The organism is Microvirga sp. HS2 (genome assembly GCF_055792805.1).
This window is the reverse complement of sequence record NZ_JBVVAJ010000060.1, coordinates 1-14,441: the sequence shown is the minus strand read 5'-3', so window position 1 is coordinate 14,441 and position 14,441 is coordinate 1. Positions and strand designations below refer to the sequence as shown.

General features: G+C 67.0%; 13 protein-coding genes. 9 read left to right on the top strand and 4 right to left on the bottom strand.

The annotated features are described in order from the left end of the window. Positions 1–162: 162 nt before the first annotated feature. From ACS5Q0_RS26400 to ACS5Q0_RS26385, 4 genes are all read left to right on the top strand, one after another. On the top strand, positions 163–939 hold the full coding sequence (locus tag ACS5Q0_RS26400) for a hypothetical protein (protein WP_473129615.1): 777 nt from the start codon (positions 163–165) through the stop codon (positions 937–939). Between the two features lie 117 nt (positions 940–1,056). Then, positions 1,057–1,554 carry a L,D-transpeptidase gene (locus ACS5Q0_RS26395; RefSeq protein ID WP_473129614.1) on the top strand — a complete coding sequence of 166 codons (498 nt, stop codon included), beginning with the start codon at positions 1,057–1,059 and terminating at the stop codon, positions 1,552–1,554. 138 nt (positions 1,555–1,692) lie between these two features. Continuing rightward, a complete protein-coding gene (locus ACS5Q0_RS26390; RefSeq protein ID WP_473129613.1) occupies positions 1,693–2,163 on the top strand; it encodes a thiol-disulfide oxidoreductase DCC family protein in 471 nt (156 codons plus the stop codon). Continuing rightward, positions 2,160–3,818: a DUF4166 domain-containing protein gene (locus ACS5Q0_RS26385; protein ID WP_473129612.1), complete on the top strand. Its 1,659-nt coding sequence runs from the start codon at positions 2,160–2,162 to the stop codon at positions 3,816–3,818. The genes ACS5Q0_RS26390 and ACS5Q0_RS26385 overlap by 4 nt, the downstream gene beginning before the upstream one ends. Here ACS5Q0_RS26385 and ACS5Q0_RS26380 read toward each other — a convergent pair. Together ACS5Q0_RS26380 and ACS5Q0_RS26375 are read right to left on the bottom strand one after the other, a co-directional pair. Further along, a complete protein-coding gene (locus ACS5Q0_RS26380; RefSeq protein WP_473129617.1) occupies positions 3,785–5,107 on the bottom strand; it encodes a class I SAM-dependent methyltransferase in 1,323 nt (440 codons plus the stop codon). The genes ACS5Q0_RS26385 and ACS5Q0_RS26380 overlap by 34 nt on opposite strands. Positions 5,108–5,256: 149 nt before the next feature. Further along, positions 5,257–5,493, bottom strand: a complete 237-nt coding sequence (locus ACS5Q0_RS26375) for a DUF1674 domain-containing protein (protein WP_473129611.1) — start codon at positions 5,491–5,493, stop codon at positions 5,257–5,259. A gap of 130 nt (positions 5,494–5,623) precedes the next feature. Here ACS5Q0_RS26375 and htpX point away from each other — a divergent pair, with 130 nt between their 5' ends. The 3 genes from htpX (at position 5,624) to ACS5Q0_RS26360 (ending at position 9,858) form a co-directional block, all read left to right on the top strand. Then, complete coding sequence (htpX, locus tag ACS5Q0_RS26370) at positions 5,624–6,544, top strand: zinc metalloprotease HtpX (RefSeq protein WP_473129610.1); 921 nt, start codon at positions 5,624–5,626, stop codon at positions 6,542–6,544. Positions 6,545–6,600: 56 nt separating this feature from the next. After that, on the top strand, positions 6,601–7,860 hold the full coding sequence (locus ACS5Q0_RS26365; RefSeq protein ID WP_473129616.1) for an RsmB/NOP family class I SAM-dependent RNA methyltransferase: 1,260 nt from the start codon (positions 6,601–6,603) through the stop codon (positions 7,858–7,860). Positions 7,861–8,100: 240 nt separating this feature from the next. After that, the gene (locus ACS5Q0_RS26360; protein WP_473129609.1) at positions 8,101–9,858 is read left to right on the top strand and encodes a heparinase II/III family protein; all 1,758 of its coding nucleotides are present in this window, start codon (positions 8,101–8,103) and stop codon (positions 9,856–9,858) included. Positions 9,859–9,965: 107 nt separating this feature from the next. On the opposite strand, the gene ACS5Q0_RS26355 is transcribed toward ACS5Q0_RS26360, so the two are convergent. Next, positions 9,966–10,199 carry a hypothetical protein gene (locus ACS5Q0_RS26355; RefSeq protein ID WP_473129608.1) on the bottom strand — a complete coding sequence of 78 codons (234 nt, stop codon included), beginning with the start codon at positions 10,197–10,199 and terminating at the stop codon, positions 9,966–9,968. A 253-nt stretch (positions 10,200–10,452) separates the two neighbouring features. Here ACS5Q0_RS26355 and purH point away from each other — a divergent pair, with 253 nt between their 5' ends. Next, positions 10,453–12,045, top strand: a complete 1,593-nt coding sequence (gene purH / locus ACS5Q0_RS26350) for a bifunctional phosphoribosylaminoimidazolecarboxamide formyltransferase/IMP cyclohydrolase (RefSeq protein WP_473129607.1) — start codon at positions 10,453–10,455, stop codon at positions 12,043–12,045. Between the two features lie 161 nt (positions 12,046–12,206). Continuing rightward, positions 12,207–12,527 carry a heavy metal-binding domain-containing protein gene (locus tag ACS5Q0_RS26345; protein ID WP_473129606.1) on the top strand — a complete coding sequence of 107 codons (321 nt, stop codon included), beginning with the start codon at positions 12,207–12,209 and terminating at the stop codon, positions 12,525–12,527. Between the two features lie 3 nt (positions 12,528–12,530). On the opposite strand, the gene ACS5Q0_RS26340 is transcribed toward ACS5Q0_RS26345, so the two are convergent. Continuing rightward, a complete protein-coding gene (locus ACS5Q0_RS26340; protein WP_473129605.1) occupies positions 12,531–13,907 on the bottom strand; it encodes an MFS transporter in 1,377 nt (458 codons plus the stop codon). Between the last annotated feature and the right edge of the window lie 534 nt (positions 13,908–14,441).

Sequence of the window (14,441 nt, the reverse complement as noted above, 5' to 3'; positions counted from 1 at the left end):
GCGCCGCATCCTGCGCAAGATCGCCGAGGACGAGTTCGGCTCTCTCGGCGACACCTCGACGCTCGCCGACCCCGGCGTGGTCGACGACCTGATCACCAACCGCCAGAACAAGCGCACGCAGGCTGCGTAGTATTATTACAATAACGTGCTATAAAGCCCCCCATGATGGATTTTAGAAAACTCCTCTTGGGGGGCCTTGTTTTAGGGCTTCTTTCCAGCGCAGAAGCTCAGACCATCGCCCCTGAGCAAGGCTCCGCGGCCCACACGCGCTTTCGTTCGTTCTACAAGAACCACGACAGCGGCAAGTTGCCTGACCTGTTGGTCGACCTCGATCGCTCGGCGGAAGGAGACTGGACAGCTCAACCGCCCATCATCGGATTCATTGCCGGACTGCTGATTGAGAACCCTGACCGTTCGGATCTCCTGCCTCGTGCCCCGTCACCGACGCTCCAGAGCAATCTCGCGCTGGCCTACAGCCTGTCTGGGCAGCCTGAGCGCGGTTTGATCCTCGCCAAGCAGATCGGTCTTGATGAGAAGAGACAGGCCTTCATCCGCTCCGCTCCATCCCTCAAAGCGATGACAGTTCAGAACCCAACAGAGTTGGATTATCTCTGGGGCGCGGCCTTTGCCACGGGCAACCCTCTCTACATCCGGCCGATCGTAAAGCGCTTCGCCCAGCTGGTTGATCACCCAGAGAAAGCAAACGACGTACTCGCCATGAGCGAGTTCATGCGGACGAGGAGAGGCGACATGCGCTCGTTGAAGGAGCGGTATGATCGAGCAACCTTCCTTGATCTCGCCTTAGCCAGCGCCATTCTTGCGGCTCTTTCCAGAAATGCGGCAGAGCATGAATTTATTCTAGCGGTCGTCGCTCAGGACCTCCCGAGAGGCAGCCATGCCCACCGGATCTTTACTGCATTCGCGGGACAAGACTCCTGAGAATGAATGAAGGCTCGCAGTTCGAACTTGCCGCCGTGAGAAACATATCGAACCGGAACCTCAGCCGTTTCCTTCGCGTCTCATCCTCGTGCCGTTGAAGCTAGAGGGTTTTGAGACATGATCGCGCGAATCGCCTTGGCCTTGACCGTCTTCACCCTTGCCGCCCCGGGCGCCTCCGCCCGCGAGGTCGTGCCGTTTCAGGCCGGCGTCTCGCCGGGCACCATCGTGATCAAGACCGGCGAGCGGCGGCTCTATTACGTGCGCGGCGACGGGACGGCTTTTCGCTACCGCGTGGCCGTGGGCAAGCCGGGCAAGCAATGGTTCGGCGAGGCGCGCATCGACGGGAAATACGTGCGCCCCGCCTGGGCGCCCCCTGTCGAGGTCAAGCGCGACAATCCCCGCCTGCCCGACGTGATCCCCGGCGGCGCGCCCAACAACCCCATGGGCGCGCGGGCGCTGACCCTCGACCTCGACGAATACGCCATCCACGGCACCAACCGCCCCGCCTCCATCGGCACCTACGCCTCCTACGGCTGCATCCGCATGCTCAACCAGGACATCATCGATCTCTACGATCAGGTGAGCGTGGGCACGCGGGTCATCGTGGAGCGCTAGAGCTAATTCCCCTTACGTGGAATCGGCTCTTCTCTTTGGTGTGACGCATTTTTTGCGGCAAACCGGGTCCACTTCGCCGAAAAATGCTCTAGAAGCGGCCTCTTACCGCCCGCACCGCCTTGGGCTATAAAGGCCCGCATGAAACTTTGTTTCTCAGATGCGCGCGATCCCTGGATGCCCCAGCCCGCTCCGGGCTGGCCGGACCGGCTGATCCTGATCGACGGTGTCTGCGTGTTCTGCTCGTCCTGGGCGCGGTTCGTGATCAGGCGCGATGACACCTTCCGCTTTCTGCGCACGCAATCGCCGCAGGGACATGCCCTGGCCGAACACTTCGGCATCGATCCGGACGCGCCGGTGACGAATGTCGCCATCATCGGCGGCATCGCCTATTTCAAATCCGACGCGGCCCTGATGATCGCCCGCCATCTGCGCGGCCTGTCATGGACGCGCATTCTGCTTCGGGTGCCGAGAAGGCTGCGCAACCCGCTCTACGATTGGGTGGCCCGCAACCGCTATGCCTGGTTCGGGCGCAGCGAATCCTGCCTGCGCCCCACGCCTGCGATGCAGGCCCGCTGCCTCGACGGTTCGAGCCTGACGAGCCTCCCATGAAGCCGCGTATTCTCGTCGTCGGCGGCGCGGGCGCCTTTGGACAGAGACTGGTGGAAGGCCTGCTCGCCACCACGGACGCCACCGTGCTCGTGGGCGGACGCAATCCTGATCGTCATGCCGATCTCCTTCACGGCCTCAAGGCTCGCTACGGCCATGACCGCGTCGACACGCTCATCATTGACCGGAATGCCGCGCTCGAAACGCTGCGCACGGCACAACCCTTCTGCGTGGTGGATGCCGCAGGGCCGTTTCAGGGCGTCCAGCCTCTCCTGGCCCAGGCCGCGATTGCCGCAGGCTGTCATTACGTCGATCTCGCGGATGCCCGCGATTTCGTGGCCGGATTCGCGAAACTGGACGCGGCGGCCCTCCAGGCGAATGTTCTGGCCGCGACAGGCGCAAGCTCGACTCCTGCCCTTTCGGGCGCGGCGCTGGCGGCATTGACCGAAGGGTGGCGGCACGTCGATGCGATCGCAATCGCCATCTCACCCGGCAACCGCGCCCCGCGCGGCCTGTCGGTGGTGGAGGCGATCCTCGCCTATGCCGGACAGCCCGTCCGCGTGCGACTCGACGGCCGCTGGATCACACGGCCGGGCTGGGGCGAACTGGTCAGGCGGGACATGCCGGGCCTCGGACGGCGCTGGCTGTCCTTGTGCGAGACACCGGATCTCGACCTTCTGCCGGCCCGCTATTCCTCCGCGCGCACCGCGCTCTTTTGGGCGGGACTCGAGCTGTCCATCCTGCATCTCGGACTCTGGCTGCTGACGCTGCCGGTTCGCCTGAAACTCGTCCGCTCTCTTCGCCCTCATGCCTCATGGCTGCAAGCCGTCGCGTCGTGGCTCGAACCCTTCGGCACGGATCGCGGCGGCATGAGCGTGGAGGCGTCGGGGCAGGATCGGGATGGTCGCCCCGTCCGGGCGGGATGGTCGCTGGTGGCGGAAGCGGGCGACGGGCCGAACATCCCCACACTTCCCGCGCTCGCGCTCATTCGGGGGCTGCTCGATGGCCGCACCGCCACGAGAGGCGCGAGGATCGCGAGCGATCTTGTGGCCCTCGATGTGATCGAGAACGAGTTCAGCCGCTTCCGTATCACGGCGCGGCGCGCCGCGGGCTGGCCTGGAGGCGGCACTCTGTTCGAGAAAGCTCTCGGTCCCGACATCGCGCGCCTTCCGCCCCTGGTGAGAAGGATTCACACGAGCGCTCCCCTCCACCTGACAGGCCGCGCCGTCATCGAGGGCGCGGAGCATTGGATGGGAAAGACCGTCGCCCGGCTGTTCGGATTTCCCGCAAGCATGCCGGACGAGGTCGCCGAGGTCTTCCTGAAACGGCACGGCGACAAGGAAATCTGGATCCGTCGTTTCGGACGTTCGACGTTTCGCAGCACGCTCGAAGCCGGCCCTGTACCCCGGCGGGTCTATGAGCGGTTCGGCCCCTTCGCCTTCGAATTGGAGATGACACCGGACGAGTCCGGCTTCGCACTCGACATCGCGGGCTGGCGCATCGGCCCTGTGCGTTTGCCCCTGCGCCTAGCACCGCGGACGCCGGCAAGAGCCTTCGTTGACGGGCAAGGCCGCTACAGTTTCGACGTGACGATCGCGCTACCCCTCATCGGGCGGCTCGTGCGTTATCGCGGCTGGCTGGCATCGGACGACAGATAAAGATCCGCCCGCGACGGCGGCAGGCCCGAGGGCCCGCGGGTGCGCTTGGAGACCACCGTCTGGTTCACGCCCACGGCCGCGCGCTCGAAGGCCAGCGAGCAGCCGGCGAGGTAGAGCAGCCACATGCGGGTCTTCTCCTTGCCCACCATGGCCTCGGCCTCCTTGCGGTGAGCGCTCAGGTTCTCCCACCACAGGCGCGTGGTGCGCTGGTAATGCTCGCGCCAGCCCTCCACGTCGTGAACCTCGAAGCCGAAGCGCTCCAGATTGGCGATCGACATGCCGAGATGATCGAGCTCCCCACCGGGGAAGATGTAGCGCGTGAGCGCCTTGTATTCGGGTTTCAGCCTGCGGAAGGCCCGGTCGCTCTTCTTCGCGCGCCGCGCAATGGTGTGGTGGAGATAGAGGCCGCGCGGCCTGAGCAGCCGGTGGACCGAGCGGAAGTAAGTGGGGTGGTTCCTGATGCCCACATGCTCGAACATGCCGATGGAGGAGATCTTGTCGAACTCGCCCTCCATCTGCGTGAAGTCCTTCACCAGAACCTCGACGCGGTCCTGAAGACCCAAGCGCGCCGCCTTCTCGCGGGCGAGCTTCGCCTGCTCCTCGGCGAGCGTCACGCCCGTGGCCTTGACCCCGTAATGTTGAGCCGCATGGCAGATCAGCGCGCCCCAGCCGCAGCCGATGTCGAGGAGGCGGTCGCCGGGCTTGAGCCGCAGCTTGCGGCAGATCATGTCGAGCTTGTCGATCTGGGCGCGGGCGAGGTCGTCGTGCCAGTCCGGCTGAAAATAGGCGCAGGTATAGACCATCTCCGGATCGAGGAAGAGCCGGTAGAAATCGTTCGACACGTCGTAGTGATAGGCGACGTTCTTCTTGTTCGTCTGGGGTTTTCCTTCCCGCGCGCGGGGATCCTCCTGAACGCCGCTCAAAGGACGCGGCATGTCGGCGGGAGCGCGCCAGAAATGATAGGCGGCCTTCATGGCCTTGATCTTGCTCACCTTTCGGAGGCGGCGGCCCGCCTTCTGCGGGCGCTGGGCGGCGAGATCGAAGATGGTGCCGTTCTTCAGGTCCAGCAGGCCCGACACATAGGCGTTGAGGACCGTGTCCAGGTTCGGGCGCTGGACGAGGCTCGCGATCACGTTCTCATGCCGGATGACGAGGCGCATGGCGTAGGACGGCAGGTCGGCGGGGACCGTGGATCCGTCCCACAGCTCGAAGCCGAACGGCAGATCGAGCACCCGGTGGGCCTCCGTCAGAAGGTCCCGGAAAAGCGCCAGCCGTCCTGCCCCGTCCATCACGCCCCGCCCCCTGGAGTTTCGCGTTGCACGGGAGACTAGCGCATCGTGCGAAAAAGTGGACCCGGTTTTTCGCAAAGAACGATGCGCCGCTTAATGCTTTGGGCGGGGGTTCGCCGGGACACAATCTTTTCCCGAGAGAGAGCCGTTTAAAAGTCGCTGGCGAGGCCCTTCACCTCCCAATCGTCGTAGCGCACGGGCTCCAGGCCGCCGCGGCCCTGGTGCTCCTTCTCCCGGGCGATCTCGGCCGCGCGGGCATCGATCTCCTGCCGCCGCCGGGCGGCCTCTTCGAGAGCCCGCTGGGCGGCGGGCGAGAGGGTCTTGCCGGGCGCGGCCCCTTCGAGGGCAGGCGCCTGGACGGTGTCTGGGGTGTCGTTCGTGCTCATGGCAAGGCCTTTATCAGGTCCGGAACCTCCGTGGGAGAGGTCAATGGGCGCGGGCGCTCTTGGTCGGGAGCTCGACCGTTCCCACATGAAGGGTCGAACGGATGAATGCCTGCTCGAGGTGGAGACCCCGATGAACACCGTCAAGACCGGAATGCTGCTGGCCGGCCTCATGGCCCTGTTCGGCGTCGTCGGCTACCTGCTCGGCGGCGCGACCGGCATGATGATCGCGCTGGGCTTAGGCTTGGCCACGAATCTCTACGCCTATTGGAACTCCGACCGGCTGGCGCTCGCGGCCCATCACGCCGTGGAGGTGGATGAACGCACCGCGCCGGATCTGGTCCGCATGGTGCGGGACCTCGCCCGCAACGCCGGCCTTCCCATGCCGCGGGTCTATGTCATCGAGAACCCGCAGCCGAACGCCTTCGCCACGGGCCGCAACCCGGAGAACGCGGCGGTCGCCGCCACCACGGGCCTTCTCGACATGCTCTCCTACGACGAGGTCGCGGGCGTGATGGCGCACGAGCTCGCCCATATCAGGAACCGCGACACCCTCATCATGACGGTGAGCGCCACCATCGCCGGCGCCATCGCGACGCTGGCGCAATTCGGCTTCTTCTTCGGCGGGCGCGGCGACGACAGGCCCAATCCCATCGTGATGCTGGCAACCGTCATCATCGCGCCGATCGCCGCCATGATCATCCAGATGGCGATCAGCCGCTCGCGGGAATACGACGCCGACCGGATGGGCGCCGAGATCTGCGGCCAGCCCCTGTCGCTCGCCTCGGCGCTGGGGAAGATCGCGGGCGGCGTGGCCCATGTGCCCAACATGGATGCGGAGCGCCACCCCGCCACCGCGCCCCTCTTCATCATCAACCCGCTCTCCGGCCATGGTATGGACAATTTGTTCTCCACGCACCCGGCGACGGAAAACAGGATTGCGGCGCTCCACGCTTTGGCGCAGGAGATGGAAGCCGCGCCGCAGGCCGGCTTCTTCACGCAAAGCGCATCGAGTCCCTGGGGCCAGCCGCCCCGCCGCGGACCTTGGGGTTAACGAATTTGAGTCAATCGGAAGAACAGGCGGGCCTCGGCCCCCGCCGCCTCGCCTGGATGGCGGTGACGGAAACCATGAAGCGGCGCGTGCCGCTCGACGACGTGCTGGACGAGCTCTCGCCCAAGGAGGACCTGTCCCCGCGCGACGAGGCCCTCGCGCGCGCCATCGCCATCGTCACCTTCCGCCGCCTCGGAACCCTCGGGCGTGCGCTCAAGGAGCGCCTGAACCGGGATCCCAAGGACGAGCGCCTGCTGCATCTTCTCGCCACAGGCGCGGCGCAGATCCTCTTTCTCGACGTGCCGGACCATGCCGCCGTCGACAGCGCCGTGCGGCTCGCGCAGGAGGACGCGAAGCTCTCCCACGCGGGCGGCTTCATCAATGCCGTGCTGCGGCGCGTCGCCCGCGAGCGCGACATGATCCTGTCGCAGCAGGAGCCCTGGCTCGACACGCCCACCTGGCTCGAAGAGCGCTGGGTGGCGCAATACGGCGAGGAGCTCGCGGCGAGGATCGCGGAAGCGCATCGCTCCATGGCGTCGGTCGATCTGTCCGTGAAGGCGGATGCCGCCTCCTGGGCCGATCGCCTCAACGGCCTGCTGCTGCCGACAGGCAGCATCCGCCTGAAGGAACGCACCGCGATCCGGGACCTTCCGGGCTTCGACGAGGGCGCCTGGTGGGTGCAGGACGCCGCCGCCGCCCTCCCGGCCCGCCTGCTCCAGGCAAAGCCCGGCGAGCGCATCGCGGATCTGTGCGCCGCGCCGGGCGGCAAGACGGCGCAGCTCGCCGCCGCCGGAGCCGACGTGCTGGCCGTCGACCGCTCGGCGAAGCGCCTGAAGCGGCTGGAGGAGAACCTCGCCCGGCTCCACCTCGAGGCCGACACCCGCGCCATCGATGCGGAAAAGCTCGATGAAGCGCCGTTCGACGCGATCCTGCTCGATGCCCCCTGCTCCGCCACCGGCACGATCCGCCGTCATCCGGACGTGGCCTGGACCAAGAGCGAAGAGGATATCCGCAAGCTCTCGGGCCTCCAGACGCGCCTGCTCGACAAGGCGGCGGGCCTGCTGAAGCCCGGCGGGCGTCTGGTCTACTGCACCTGTTCGCTCGAAGCCGAGGAGGGCGAACGGCAGGCCGCGGGCTTTCTCGCCCGCCACCCGGACTTCGTGCGCCAGCCGATCACCTCGGACGAAATCGGCGGCCTCACGGAATGCCTCACCCCCGAGGGCGACATCCGCACCCTGCCCTGCCACCTCGTCTCGAGCGAGCACGAGCGCAGCGGTCTCGACGGCTTCTTTGTCGCACGCTTCGTGAAGGCTTCCTGATTGCAAGACCTCGGGCCCTGTTCTCATCCTGAGGCGCTGCCTCCGCGGCGCCCAGGAGGAAAAGCAAGGCCGATCCTTCTCCGGGATGGATTGCCCCCGCAATCCTCCCCCGGATCGAGGACAAGTCTGTTGAAACCGAACAAAGCAGCAATTGCTTACGGGCTGTTAACCAGTCAGCAGGAACTGCCCTCTATGCTGGCGCGGACGAGCATGACTTGATGACCTGAAGGAGCGCCACGGGTGGATTACGGGCCAGATCGCTGGCGTCTGTACAAGCTCGCCTTGTCCGAGGCGGGCCGCGCCATGCGTGGGGCAACGGTCTGGAGCCTGTCCAAGGTGTTCTCCAGGACGCCGCAGCCGGTTCGCCTGCTCTTCGCGCCGCAGGACCTGCGCACCGCCGATCCCACCATCGCGACCGACATCTATTCCGGCTTCTTCGCCTTCGCGGGCCGCGCCATCACCACGAGCGGCCGTTCGCCCTTCGCCTTCGCGCCGCCCAGCAAGGCATGGGCGGAGGCGCTCTACGGCTTCGGCTGGCTGCGGCACCTGCGCGCCGCGGGCACCGCTCTCGCCCAGGCCAATGCCCGCTCGCTGGTCGACGAATTCGTCTCCTCGAAGCTGGGCGACCGGAGGACCGCCTGCGACACGCAGGTGACCGCCCGCCGCCTCATGTCCTTCATCAGCCAGTCGCCGCTGATCCTTGAAGGGGCCGACCACGCCTTCTATCAGCGATTCCTGCGCCTCATCGGGCAGCATGTGCGCGAGCTGGAGCGCCATGTGCGCTCCGGCGCCCTGCCCCAGCAGCAGCTCATGGCCGCCATCGCGCTCTGCTACGCGGGCCTGTGCTGCGAGGGGCTCGAACGGCATTTGCGGCGGGCGAGCCGCCTGCTGGCCCGCGAACTGGAGCGCCAGATCCTCGCCGACGGAGGCCATGCCAGCCGCAATCCGCGCATCCTCGTCGAACTGCTCTTCGACCTGCTGCCCCTGCGCCAGATGTTCGCCAGCCGCGAGGTCGATACGCCTGAGGCCCTGCTCAACGCCATCGACCGCATGCTGCCCATGGTGCGGATGTTCCGGCACGGCGACGGCACGCTCTCGCATTTCAACGGCATGGGCGTGACGGCGGCGGATCATCTGGCCACGCTCCTCACCTACGACGACATGCGCAGCCAGCCGATCCAGCACGCGCCCCATTCGGGCTACGAGCGGATGGAGGCCGGGCGCAGCCTTCTGGTGGTGGATGTGGGCGCGCCGCCGCCGACGGCCCTCTCGACGGATGCCGGGGCGGGCTGCCTGTCCTTCGAGTTCTCCTCAGGCGTCCAGCGGATCGTGGTCAATTGCGGCACGCCCCGGATCGCGGGCGACACCATCATTCAGGCCTCGCGCTCGACGGCCGCGCATTCCACGGCCTCGATCAACGACATCTCGTCCTGCCAGATGGTCGGCGACAGGGGCAACTGGCTGAACCGCCGGGTCGCGCGCTGGCTCCTCGGCCGCATCGGGCCGGTGGTGCTCTCGGGACCCGAGCGGGTCGCCTCCGAGCGCAGCGAGCGCGAGCACGCGCAGATCCTCACCGCCAGCCACGACGGCTACCGTCCGCGCTTCGGCCTCACCCACGAGCGCCGACTGCAGCTTTCCCCCAAGGGCAATCTCCTGGAGGGGGAGGACGTCTTCTGGGGCGAAGGTCCCGCCGCCGCCACGGCGGAGGCCGTCATCCGCTTCCATCTCGCCCCCGGCGTCCGGGCAAGCCGCGCCCAAGGCGGACGGGTGGTCATGCTCGTGCTGCCCAACCAGGAGGCCTGGCAGTTCACGGCCATTCCGGTGGAGGCCGCCGTGGAGGACAGCGTGTTCCTGGCGGCGCCGGACGGCATGCGCCGCACGGAGCAGATCGTGCTCGGCATCAGGCCCGGCGAGACGCCGTCCGTCCGCTGGCGCTTCGAGCGCATGGCGCGGAACGTCAATCCGAATCAGCACGAGCCTGAGCCAGGACTACTCTAAAGCATTGCCCCGAAAGGGGATTGGCGCTTTTGGACCCCATCCGATGCGCCCATTTCCGGATCAAGCATCGTCCCTCGCAGGCCTTCCCGGTTCCATGCCCTATTCGGCTAGAACAGCAGCCATCCGTCGTTGCTCCCCGGCGACAGGTCGGGTCCGGTGATGAGCCGGAGATGCTCGGCCAGCGGCTTGATGGGGTCGGTGGGGTAGAGGCCCCGAATGACGTGGAGGGGATCCGTCGGGAAGCTCGGGTCGGTCGGAGTGACTTGCTTGGTGAGTTGGGTTCCGAGAGCGAAGGTCTGAGTGGCATCGGTGACGAGGCCGCTGAAGAATGTTCCGGCCATGAGGCTCCTCCCTGTGCGCAGGTCGCCCCCCGGCAAACTATGCTCTCAAGCGTAGCCAAAGGGAAGCTTTCGCGCCCGCAAGAGCGCCGCGCAGACCGGAGCCAAACGGCCTGAAGGGCTGACGGGAGAGGTCGCCATCCGCCGATTTGCCCCGCAGAAGGTGCATGGCTGAAACTCGGGCCGGACCGGTTCCCATCCTGAGCCGACCGTGCTATCGCGCCCGCATTCCTACCCCTTCAATGGAGCGGCCGCCATGCCGAGCGATCTGAAGCGCGTTTCCCGCGCTCTGCTTTCCGTATCCGACAAGACGGGTCTCGTGGACTTCGCCCGGGCCCTGTCCGAGCGCGGCATCGAGCTGGTCTCCACCGGCGGCACGCACAAGGCGCTGAGCGAGGCCGGCCTGCCGGTGAAGGACGTGAGCGATCTCACGGGCTTCCCCGAGATGATGGACGGGCGGGTGAAGACACTCCATCCCGCTGTCCATGGCGGTCTCCTCGGCATCCGCGCCAACCCCGAGCATCAGGCGGCGATGCTCGCCCACGGCATCCAGCCCATCGACCTGCTGGTGGTGAACCTCTACCCTTTCGAGGCGACCGTCGCGGCCGGCAAGCCCTATGACGATTGCATCGAGAACATCGACATCGGCGGCCCCGCCATGATCCGCGCGGCAGCCAAGAACCACGGCGACGTGGCCGTGGTGGTGGACGGCGCCGATTACGCGGCCGTTCTCGCCGATCTCGCCCAGCATGACGGCGCGGTCACATACACCCTGCGCCGCCGCCTCGCCCAGAAAGCCTATGCCCGCACGGCCGCCTACGACGCCGCGATCTCCAACTGGTTCGCCAACGAGCTCAACGAGCCGAACCCGCCCTTCCGCGCCATCGGCGGCACGCTCGCCGAGGTGATGCGCTACGGCGAGAACCCGCACCAGAGCGCCGCCTTCTACCGCACCCCCGAGCAGCGCCCCGGCGTCTCCACGGCCCGCCAGGTGCAGGGCAAGCAGCTCTCCTACAACAACATCAACGACACCGACGCCGCTTACGAAGCGGTCGCGGAGTTCGCACCTGAGCGCTCCGCGGCCATCGTGATCGTCAAGCACGCCAACCCCTGCGGCGCGGCGGAAGGGACAAGCCTCGTTGAGGCCTACGAGAAGGCCCTGCGCTGCGATCCCGTCTCCGCCTTCGGCGGCATCGTCGCCATGAACCGCCCGCTCGACGCGGAGGCGGCGAAAGCCATCACCGAGATTTTCACGGAAGTGATCATCGCGCCCGACGCCAGCGAGGAGGCCATCGCCATCGTGGCCGCCAAGAAGAACCTGCGCCTGCTCCTCGCAGGCGGCCTGCCCGATCCGCGCCAGCCGGGCCTGACCATCCGCACGGTGGCGGGCGGCTTCCTCGCGCAGAGCCGGGACAACGCCGTGGTCGACGCCATGGACCTGAAGGTGGTGACCAAGCGCGCTCCCAGCGAGCGCGAGCTCGCGGATCTGCGCTTCGCCTTCCGGGTCGCCAAGCACGTGAAGTCGAACGCCATCGTCTATGCCAGGGACCTCGCCACCGTCGGCATCGGCGCGGGCCAGATGAGCCGCGTCGATTCCTCCCGCATCGCCGCCTGGAAGGCCGCCGAAGCCGCCAAGGCCGCGAACCTGCCCGAAACCCTCGCCAAGGGCTCGGTCGTGGCCTCCGACGCCTTCTTCCCCTTCGCGGACGGCCTGCTCGCCGCGGCCGAGGCCGGCGCCACCGCCGTGATCCAGCCCGGCGGCTCCATGCGCGACGAGGAGGTCATCAAGGCCGCCGACGAGGCCGGCCTCGCCATGGTCTTCACAGGCCACCGGCATTTCAGGCACTGAGCGTCAAAACGCGCCATCCCGGGGCTGCACAGCAGAGTCCGGGATCGCATAGAGAATGTGGCGCTCTATTCTGACAACGATCCAGGATCATCGCTCCGCTTCGTGCGGGATGACGTTTCTCCTGTCGCTTCCCATATGAACCGGAGCAGAAGGAGACCCTGATGATCGTCACCACCACACCCAGCATCGAGGGCCGCCGGATCGCCGCCTATCGCGGCATCGTATCCGGCGAGGCCATTCTCGGCGCGAATGTCTTCCGCGACTTCTTCGCCTCCATCCGCGACGTGGTGGGCGGACGCTCCGGCTCCTATGAGCGCGTGTTGCGCGACGGGCGCGACACGGCCATCCGCGAGATGATCGAGGAGGCGCAGCGCCTTGGCGCCCATGCGGTCGTGGGCGTTCACATGGATTACGGCGCCATCGGCAAGAACGAAGGCATGATGATGGTCACCGTGAGCGGCACCGCCGTGACGCTGGAATAAGCGTCACGCCTTCTTCACGCCGCTCAGCAGCACGAAGCCCGCGACCAGGAACAGGATCAGCACCGCCGGTCCTGCGGCCTGCGTCCGGAAGATCGCGGTGGCGAGCGCCACGGCCAGCGGCGCCAGGAAGGACGTGACCTTGCCTGAGAGCGCCAGCAGGCCGAAATAGCGCCCGGCCTCGCGGGCGGGCACGAGCCGCGCGAGCATGCTGCGGGACGACGCCTGCAACGGACCCGCCACCGCGCCGATGACGAGGCCAAGCGCCAGGAAGAGCTTTTCCGGCGTACTCGCATAAAGCCCCTCGCCCGCAGGCGGCGCAGTCGGAACGACGAAGAAGATGTGCTCGCGGCCGAGCGAGAGCACGCCGACGCAGACGAGGGCGAGCACGAGGATCGATCCCAGGATCACGGGCTTTGCGCCGAAGCGGTCGTCGAGACGCCCGCCGATCAGCGCCCCCACCGTTCCCGTGATCGTGAGCAGGATGCCGAAGAGGCCGAGTTCCGTCGCCTGCCATCCGAACACGCCCGCGCCGTAGATTCCTCCGAAGGCGAAGAGCGCCACGAGCGCATCCTGGTAGACCATGTTGGCGATGAGAAAGCGCAGCACGCCCTGGTGCCGCCTTGCATCCTGGAGCGTGCTCCTCACCTGCGCGAGTCCCTGACGCACCGCTTCGCCGAGCCGCAGCCTGGAGCGCGCGATGTCGGGCGTGAAGAGAAAGAGCGGCAGGACGAAGACGAGGAACCACAGAGCGGAGAACGGGCCGGTGATCCGGTCGCCCGCGCGCTGCGCGGGATCGAGCCCGAAGAGGGGCGTGAAGCCCAGAACCGTCCTGCCGCTGCCCGCATCCGCCGCGAGGAAGCCCAGCACGATCACGAGCGAGACCAGCCCGCCGAGATAGCCGATCGCCCATCCCGTGCCCGACAGCCGCCCGTAGCGCTCGGGCGGCACGAGATGCGGAATCATCGCATTGTTGAACACGGCCGCGACCTCCACGGCGACCGTCGCGAAGGCGAAGCCCAGCAGCGCCACCGCGATGGCATGCGGCTGGCCCGGTGCGGCGTACCAGAGGGCGAAGGACGCGACGAACAGCACGAGGCCGCAGGCGGCGATCCAGGGCTTCTTCGGCCCCGTGGCATCGGCCACCGAGCCGAGCACGGGGGAGAGAATGGCGAGCGCGAAGCCCGCCGCCGCCGTCGCATAGCCCCACAGGCTCTGGCCGGTCACGGGATCCGGCGCGAGGGAGGCCGCGAAATACGGCGCGAAGACGAAAGTCGTGACCAGGGTGAAGAACGGCTGGCAGGCCCAGTCGAACAGAAGCCAGCCCAGGATGGCGGGACGCGAGGCGAAAGCAGACGGAGCTAAGCGGTTGTCGTCTTTCACTGGATAGAACTTTCGATGGTTGGAACGCTGTCCTGCAATCGCTCAGGCATTGGGCGTAGGGTGTCTCAACATCGTTCCCTCCCCCGGATCTTGGGTGTTCCCGAGATCCGTTTTTGCCGACGCAAGTCGGGAGCATCCGACTTGCGATGGGAAGAGCCTTCGGATTCAGAATAAGGCGCAAGTTTCCCTCCCCCTTGTGGGGAGGGATTAAGGGTGGGGGTGTAAGCGCCCCGCTGGTTCGAGTTCAGCGCCAGCACCCCCACCTCCCACTCCTCCCCACAAGGGGGAGGAGGGCTCCAGCGCTAGACTGACGATACGTTTCACGCAAGCCCGCGTGGAGGAGGCTACGGCAGTGCGTCTCGACAGGGTTCGGTCCCTGTCGATCAACCCGTCCGCGCCAGATCGCCGAGCAGGCTCGCCGCCACGGTGATCTTGGACAGGGTGAGGCCCGAGGACACGATGCTGTCGACCGCGCTTCGGATGCGCTCCACGTCGGCGCCCCGCTTCTCGCTCCAGGCCCGGACCGCCTCCGCG

Bases quoted from the DNA above. Each gene is read 5' to 3' on its own strand.
- ACS5Q0_RS26400 (WP_473129615.1), top strand. From the start codon at position 163: ATGATGGATTTTAGAAAACTCCTCTTGGGGGGCCTTGTTTTAGGGCTT.
- ACS5Q0_RS26365 (WP_473129616.1), top strand. From the start codon at position 6,601: ATGGCGGTGACGGAAACCATGAAGCGGCGCGTGCCGCTCGACGACGTG.
- htpX (WP_473129610.1), top strand. From the start codon at position 5,624: ATGAACACCGTCAAGACCGGAATGCTGCTGGCCGGCCTCATGGCCCTG.
- ACS5Q0_RS26375 (WP_473129611.1), bottom strand. From the start codon at position 5,493: ATGAGCACGAACGACACCCCAGACACCGTCCAGGCGCCTGCCCTCGAA.
- ACS5Q0_RS26390 (WP_473129613.1), top strand. From the start codon at position 1,693: ATGAAACTTTGTTTCTCAGATGCGCGCGATCCCTGGATGCCCCAGCCC.
- ACS5Q0_RS26355 (WP_473129608.1), bottom strand. From the start codon at position 10,199: ATGGCCGGAACATTCTTCAGCGGCCTCGTCACCGATGCCACTCAGACC.
- ACS5Q0_RS26395 (WP_473129614.1), top strand. From the start codon at position 1,057: ATGATCGCGCGAATCGCCTTGGCCTTGACCGTCTTCACCCTTGCCGCC.
- ACS5Q0_RS26380 (WP_473129617.1), bottom strand. From the start codon at position 5,107: ATGGACGGGGCAGGACGGCTGGCGCTTTTCCGGGACCTTCTGACGGAG.
- purH (WP_473129607.1), top strand. From the start codon at position 10,453: ATGCCGAGCGATCTGAAGCGCGTTTCCCGCGCTCTGCTTTCCGTATCC.
- ACS5Q0_RS26385 (WP_473129612.1), top strand. From the start codon at position 2,160: ATGAAGCCGCGTATTCTCGTCGTCGGCGGCGCGGGCGCCTTTGGACAG.
- ACS5Q0_RS26345 (WP_473129606.1), top strand. From the start codon at position 12,207: ATGATCGTCACCACCACACCCAGCATCGAGGGCCGCCGGATCGCCGCC.